General features: G+C 66.5%; 6 protein-coding genes. 5 read left to right on the plus strand and 1 reads right to left on the minus strand.

What is annotated here, in order from left to right:
- Positions 1 to 42 precede the first annotated feature (42 nt).
- From HH110_RS17205 to HH110_RS17220, 4 genes are all read left to right on the plus strand, one after another.
- Positions 43 to 1,101 carry a LacI family DNA-binding transcriptional regulator gene (locus HH110_RS17205; RefSeq protein ID WP_121044030.1) on the plus strand — a complete coding sequence of 353 codons (1,059 nt, stop codon included), beginning with the start codon at positions 43 to 45 and terminating at the stop codon, positions 1,099 to 1,101.
- Positions 1,102 to 1,320: 219 nt separating this feature from the next.
- Complete coding sequence (gene kduI / locus HH110_RS17210) at positions 1,321 to 2,169, plus strand: 5-dehydro-4-deoxy-D-glucuronate isomerase (protein WP_176990787.1); 849 nt, start codon at positions 1,321 to 1,323, stop codon at positions 2,167 to 2,169.
- A gap of 66 nt (positions 2,170 to 2,235) precedes the next feature.
- Positions 2,236 to 2,991, plus strand: coding sequence for a 2-dehydro-3-deoxy-D-gluconate 5-dehydrogenase KduD (kduD, locus tag HH110_RS17215; RefSeq protein ID WP_128095343.1), 756 nt, complete (start codon positions 2,236 to 2,238; stop codon positions 2,989 to 2,991).
- Between the two features lie 103 nt (positions 2,992 to 3,094).
- Positions 3,095 to 4,198, plus strand: coding sequence for a GDSL-type esterase/lipase family protein (locus HH110_RS17220; protein WP_176990788.1), 1,104 nt, complete (start codon positions 3,095 to 3,097; stop codon positions 4,196 to 4,198).
- A 112-nt stretch (positions 4,199 to 4,310) separates the two neighbouring features.
- Here the strand turns inward: HH110_RS17220 and phhA are convergent, their stop codons facing one another.
- A complete protein-coding gene (gene phhA, locus HH110_RS17225; protein WP_176990790.1) occupies positions 4,311 to 5,207 on the minus strand; it encodes a phenylalanine 4-monooxygenase in 897 nt (298 codons plus the stop codon).
- Between the two features lie 127 nt (positions 5,208 to 5,334).
- On the opposite strand from phhA, the gene HH110_RS17230 reads away from it, so the two are divergent.
- Positions 5,335 to 5,817 carry an Lrp/AsnC family transcriptional regulator gene (locus HH110_RS17230; RefSeq protein ID WP_123730980.1) on the plus strand — a complete coding sequence of 161 codons (483 nt, stop codon included), beginning with the start codon at positions 5,335 to 5,337 and terminating at the stop codon, positions 5,815 to 5,817.
- The last annotated feature ends 183 nt before the right edge of the window (positions 5,818 to 6,000 follow it).

Raw genomic sequence — 6,000 nt, forward strand, 5'->3', positions numbered from 1 at the left:
CTCCCCGCTAGAATCCCTTGACTCATCCCCGGTTTGAACGACATGTCATTGCGCAGCAAAACCGATCCGTCGCCGCACGGATTGACCAAAGGCAAGGCCGCCACGATCAACGACATCGCGCGTCTGTCCGGGGTATCCAAGAAGACCGTCTCGCGCATCATCAACAACTCGCCGCTGGTGCGTAAGGACACGCGCGAGAAGGTCGAAGCACTGATGCGCGAGGTCGGCTACACGCCGGACCCGCTGGCCCGCGGGCTGGCGTTCCGGCGCTCGTTCCTGATCGGGATGGTGTACGACAACCCGACCGCGCAGTACATCGTGGACATGCAGTACGGTGCGCTGGATGCGTTGCGCGGCTCCAGTTTCGAGCTGGTCGTGCATCCCTGCGATTCACGCAGCCCCGGCTACATCGACGGCGTGCGCCGCTTCGTGCAGCAGCAGAAGCTGCACGGTGTGATCCTGGTGCCGCGTGCTTCCGAAGACCAGGCACTGGTCGACATGCTCGATGAAATCGGCTGCCGCTTCACCCGCATCGCCTCGCTGCCGCTGGACGATACCTCGCAGATGGTGGTCACCCACGACCGCGACGGTGCTGCCGAAGCGGCCGATTACCTGCTCTCGCTGGGCCACCGCGACATCGCCCTGGTGACCGGCCCGAGCGCGTACCGCTCGGCGCACGAGCGGACCGCCGGCTTCATCGATGCGCTCGCCAAGCGCGGCATCGAGCTGCCGCCGGCACGCATCGTCGAGGCCGGTTACACCTTCGAATCCGGTGTGGCCGCGGCCGAGAAGCTGCTGCTGGGCAAGCAGCGACCGACCGCCATCTTCACCGGTAACGATGAAATGGCCGCCGGTATCTACAAGGTCGCGCTGCGCGCGGGCATCAACATCCCGCGCCAGCTCTCGATCATCGGCTACGACGACAGCCCGCTGGCCTCGCGCCTGTGGCCGTCGCTGACCTCGGTGCGCCGGCATACCCGCGACACCGGCCGGACCGCCGCCGCGATGCTGATCCAGCCCGATGGCCAGGCCGTGATGCAGCACGCCAGCGTGCGCCCGCACCTGATCGTGCGCGATTCCTGCCAGCCGCCCGAGGATTGACCCGCGCCGCGATGGCAACGACGCGCGTTCATGATGAACGCGTCGCCACGCGCCCGTGCAATCCGTTGCCGATCGCACGGCTTTTCTGACATGGACACCACGCCGGGCCCGCCCCGGCCTATCGTGCGCTGCAAAATGACACCGGTTTACCAACTGGCTACAATCACCTGAAATCGTGCCGGGGCCGACGCATCGCCCCACCCCTGCTCTGGAGACGCCATGTACTGCAAGACCCATTACGCCACCCATCCCGACGCCATCAAGGGCGCCAGCAATGACGACCTGCGCGATCTGTATCTGCTCGATGGTCTGTTCAACGCCGATGCGGTGACCCTGAAGTACACCCACTACGAGCGCTTCGTGCTCGGCGGTGCGGCCCCGGTCAACGGCCCGGTCTCGCTGCCCAAGCAGACTGAACCCGCGTCGGCCGCCGGCCATGCCTTCCTGGAGCGCCGCGAGCTGGGCGTGATCAATGTCGGCGCCGGCAGCGGCACCGTCACTGTCGATGGCACCGTGTTCAAGCTCGGGCCGAAGGATGGCCTGTACGTGGCCATGGGCAGCGAAGACGTTGTGTTCGCGTCCGATGACGCGGCCACCCCGGCGCAGTTCTACCTGGCCTCGACCCCGGCGCATGCGCGCTTCGAGACCAAGGCGCTGTCGATCAAGGACGCCGTGGCCCTGGACCGTGGCGCGCTGGAAACCAGCAACGAGCGCACCATCTACCAGTACATCGTGCCGGCCACCTGCCAGTCCTCGCAGCTGCTGCTGGGCCTGACGGTGCTCAAGCCCGGCAGCGTCTGGAACACCATGCCGCCGCACCTGCACGACCGCCGCAGCGAAGTCTATTTCTACTTCGACCTGGGCCAGAACGACCGCGTGTACCACTTCATGGGCGAGCCGGACGCGCAGCGCCACATCGTCATCCAGAACAACGAAGCCGTCGTGTCGCCGCCGTGGTCCATCCACATGGGCGCCGGCACCAGCAACTACGCCTTCATCTGGGCGATGGGCGGCGAGAACCTGGATTACACCGACATGCACGTGCTGGACATCTGCCAGCTCAAGTGACCCCGACGCGCCGCCGGCATCGCGCCGGCGGCGTCTGTTACGCATTGGACAAGGACTACATACGCAATGGCTAATCCGTTCAGTCTGGAAGGCAAGGTCGCCCTCGTCACCGGTGGCAACACCGGCCTGGGCCAGGGCATCGCGGTCGCATTGGCGCAGGCCGGTGCCGACGTGGCCGTGGCCGGCATCCAGCCGCCCACCGAGACCATCGCGGCCATCACCGCGCTGGGCCGCCGCTGCCTGGCGATCGAAGCGAACCTGATCAGCATCGAGCCGGTCGAGCGCGTCATCCGCGAAACCATCGAAGGCCTGGGCGGCCTGGACATCCTGGTCAACAACGCCGGCCTGATCCGTCGGGCCGACGCCGTGGACTTCAGCGAGCAGGACTGGGACGACGTGATGAACGTCAACATCAAGTCCGCGTTCTTCATCTCGCAGGCCGCCGGCAGGCATTTCATCGCCCAGGGCCGCGGCAAGATCATCAACATCGCCTCGATGCTGTCCTTCCAGGGCGGCATCCGCGTGCCGTCGTACACCGCCAGCAAGAGCGGCATCGCCGGCATCACCCGCCTGCTCGCCAACGAATGGGCCAGCAAGGGCATCAACGTCAACGCGATCGCCCCGGGCTACATGGCCACCGACAACACCGCCGCGCTGCGCGCCGATGAGGACCGCAACAAGTCCATCCTCGACCGCATCCCGGCCGCGCGCTGGGGCACCCCGGAAGACCTCGGCGGCACGGCAGTGTTCCTGGCCTCCAGCGCCTCGGACTACGTCAACGGCGCGGTCCTGCCGGTTGATGGCGGCTGGCTCGCCCGGTAACACCATCGCTACGCGCTGGCGCTCCCACGGTCTGCGCTGCAGATCGTGGGCTCCGGTAGTGCCGGCCGCTGGCCGGCAGCGCTCTCCACCCAGGAGCATGACCATGCTGCGTTTGCTGCTGTCCCTGTCCCTGCTGCTTGCGGCTCCCAGCGCGCTGTGCGCCCCGCACCGCATCTTCATTGCCGGGGATTCCACCGCTGCCGGGTACGGCCCGGAGCGCGCGCCACAGGCCGGCTGGGGGCAGGCCCTGCAGAGCTATCTCGATCCCGCTGTGTGGGAGGTCCGCAACCATGCCAAGGGCGGCCGCAGCACGCGCAGCTTCATCGATGAGAAACGCCTGGACGCGATCGCCGCCGAGCTCCAGCGCGGTGACGTTCTGCTGATCCAGTTCGGCCACAACGACGCCAAGTTCGAAGATCCCAGCCGCTATACCGATCCTGCCGTTGCCTACCCGCAGTTCCTGATGCGCTACGTGCAGCTGGCCCGCGACAAGGGCGCCACGCCGGTGCTGATCACGCCGGTGGCGCGGCTGCTGTACGACTTCGGGTCGCTGCTGGATACGCATGGCGTGTACACCCAGGCAGTGAAGCAACTGGCGACCCGCGAGCAGGTCGCGCTGATCGATTTGAACGACAGTTCCACGCGCTGGATCCGCGCGCTGGGCGAGCAGGGCGCCAAGCCTTACTTCCTGTTCGTGCCCGAGCAGAACAAGGCCGACGGCACGCACTTCAGCGTGGCCGGTGCGACGGCGGTGGCGTGCCTGGTGATGCGCGACTGGGTGGCGTTGCGGCCTGAACTAAAGTCGGCGCTGAAGCGCGACATCGACTGCGAGGTGCGCAGTGCAGGGCAGGGCGGTGATGCCCCCCGGCCCTCGCGCGTCGTGCACGAACGCGACATCGCCGTGACCCAGCCGGGACCCCATGGCGGGGCCGGGCCAACCACGGCGTACCCGTTCTTCGCCGAGGACACCGACATCCCGTTCGTGCTGCGCAAGCGTGTGCTGCATAAAGGTGCCGGCATCGGCCTGCACCCGCAGCACAAGGACGAGATCTACTACATCGTCAGCGGGCAGGGCAGCTACGTGCTGGATGGGAAGCAGTACGACGTGGCGGCGGGGGATGCGCTGCTGACGCGGGTGGGCAGCTCACATGCGCTGCAGCAGGTGGGAGAGATGGATCTGGTGGTGCTGCTGGCGTATCCGCGATGAAAGGCAGCAGCGCATGACCCGGCTCCACCCATTGCCAACCTTCAAAAGCTCCCGAGGCTTTTGAAGGATAGGTGTCTAAACTTCAACAGCCCCGGTGAATTGCGTCACGACGTTACACGTCGCCGCCGTCTTCCCAGCCTTCCCCCGTGCCCTTCTGGAACACACGGTCACCGTCCTGCACCTCACCGGCCGGCAGATGCTCCCCGGCCTCCAGCGCCGCATAGATCGGGGTGAAGTCCGGCGCGGTCGCCTCCATCAACTGCTCGAAGCTGTCGATGACGAAGTAGGTCTTCTGGAAGGTGTCGATCCGGTAGCGGGTGCGCATGATCCGCTCCAGATCGAAGCCGATCCGGTTCGGCGCCGCCGACTCCAGCGAGTACAGCGACTCGCCCTTCGATGACACGATGCCGGCGCCGTAGATGCGTAGGCCCTCATCGGTGTTGATCAGGCCGAACTCCACCGTGTACCAGTACAGGCGGGTCAGGTGCTGCAGCGCTTCCGGACCGATCGCATGCGCCTTGACGCCGCCGCGGCCGTAGGCGGCCATGTAGTCGGCGAACACCGGGTTCATGAGCAGCGGCACGTGACCAAACAGGTCATGGAACATGTCCGGCTCGGCGATGTAGTCGATCTGGTCCGGGCGGCGGATCCACCACGTCACCGGGAAGCGGCGGTTGGCCAGGTGGTCGAAGAAATCCAGCTCCGGCAGCAGGCCTTCCACCCCGACCAGGGTCCAGCCGGTGGCGGCGCCCAGCACTTCGTTGAGCTGGTCGAAGCGCGGGATCATGTGCGCGCTCATGCCCATCTCGTCCTGCGCGTGCAGGAATTCCCTGCTGGCACGCCCTTCCAGCAGCGCGCGCTGGCGCTGGTACAGGGTGCTCCAGGTGGCGTGGTCGTCGGCGGTGTAGCTGTCCCAGGGCTGTTCCACGATGGCGGTGGTATAGACCGGCACGTATCCCTTGTCGGTCTGCTGGTGTTCGACGCGGCGGGGGGCGGTGGCGGTTTCCATCGTGGTGGTCTCCTGGGAAGTCATCTGTCGATGCTAGGGCAGGGCGCGCGCAAGAGGTTTGCAAAGTTGCGCGGATATGTCCTTCTGGCGCAAGATCATTGCGTCCACCTCATGTTGCGGGGCAGCAATGACCGGAATTGCCCAGTTCGACCGCACGGATCTGCGCCTGCTGGCGGAAATCCAGCAACACGGCCGCGCGACCAACGCCGAGCTGGCCGCTCGGGTGAATCTGTCCCCGTCCGCCTGCCTGCGGCGCGTCCAGCGGCTGGAGAGCGAGGGCGTCATCGCCGGGTATGGCGCGCGACTTGAGCCGCGCCAGATCGGCCTCGGCCTGCAGGCCTTCGTCCGGGTGCAGCTGGAGAAGCACGACCAGCACGCCATCGGCGTGTTCGCCGACAGCGTGCTGATCTGGGATGAGGTGGTGGCCTGCCATGCGCTCACCGGCGACATGGACTACCTGCTGCACATCTATGTGCGCGACCTGGAGCACTTCTCCAGCTTCCTGCTCGACAAGCTGCTCAATGCCGCCGGCGTGGCCGACGTCAATTCCAGCTTCGTGCTGCGCACCGTGAAGGACTTCCGCGCGCTGCCGCTGTCGCAGCTGGAATGACGCGGATCGCCCTCCCGATCGCACGGTAGAGCCGACCGTTGGTCGGCTTCGTGGAGAGCAGGAACGCCAGGCGGTCGAAGCGATCGGGTTGGTTGAGGTCGGGCAGGAAGGTGACCACATCGCCGCTTTCACCGGGCGCGGAGATGCCGAGTCTGATGCGCTCCTCGACGACGGCGCGCAGGC

Origin of the sequence: Stenotrophomonas sp. SAM-B, assembly GCF_013387485.1 — a bacterium.
GTDB lineage: Bacteria > Pseudomonadota > Gammaproteobacteria > Xanthomonadales > Xanthomonadaceae > Stenotrophomonas > Stenotrophomonas maltophilia_AA.

What these genes read in the sequence shown, in the direction of transcription:
- HH110_RS17205 (WP_121044030.1), top strand. Translation starts at nt 43, where the DNA reads ATGTCATTGCGCAGCAAAACCGATCCGTCGCCGCACGGATTGACCAAA.
- kduI (WP_176990787.1), top strand. Translation starts at nt 1,321, where the DNA reads ATGTACTGCAAGACCCATTACGCCACCCATCCCGACGCCATCAAGGGC.
- kduD (WP_128095343.1), top strand. Translation starts at nt 2,236, where the DNA reads ATGGCTAATCCGTTCAGTCTGGAAGGCAAGGTCGCCCTCGTCACCGGT.
- HH110_RS17220 (WP_176990788.1), top strand. Translation starts at nt 3,095, where the DNA reads ATGCTGCGTTTGCTGCTGTCCCTGTCCCTGCTGCTTGCGGCTCCCAGC.
- phhA (WP_176990790.1), bottom strand. Translation starts at nt 5,207, where the DNA reads ATGGAAACCGCCACCGCCCCCCGCCGCGTCGAACACCAGCAGACCGAC.
- HH110_RS17230 (WP_123730980.1), top strand. Translation starts at nt 5,335, where the DNA reads ATGACCGGAATTGCCCAGTTCGACCGCACGGATCTGCGCCTGCTGGCG.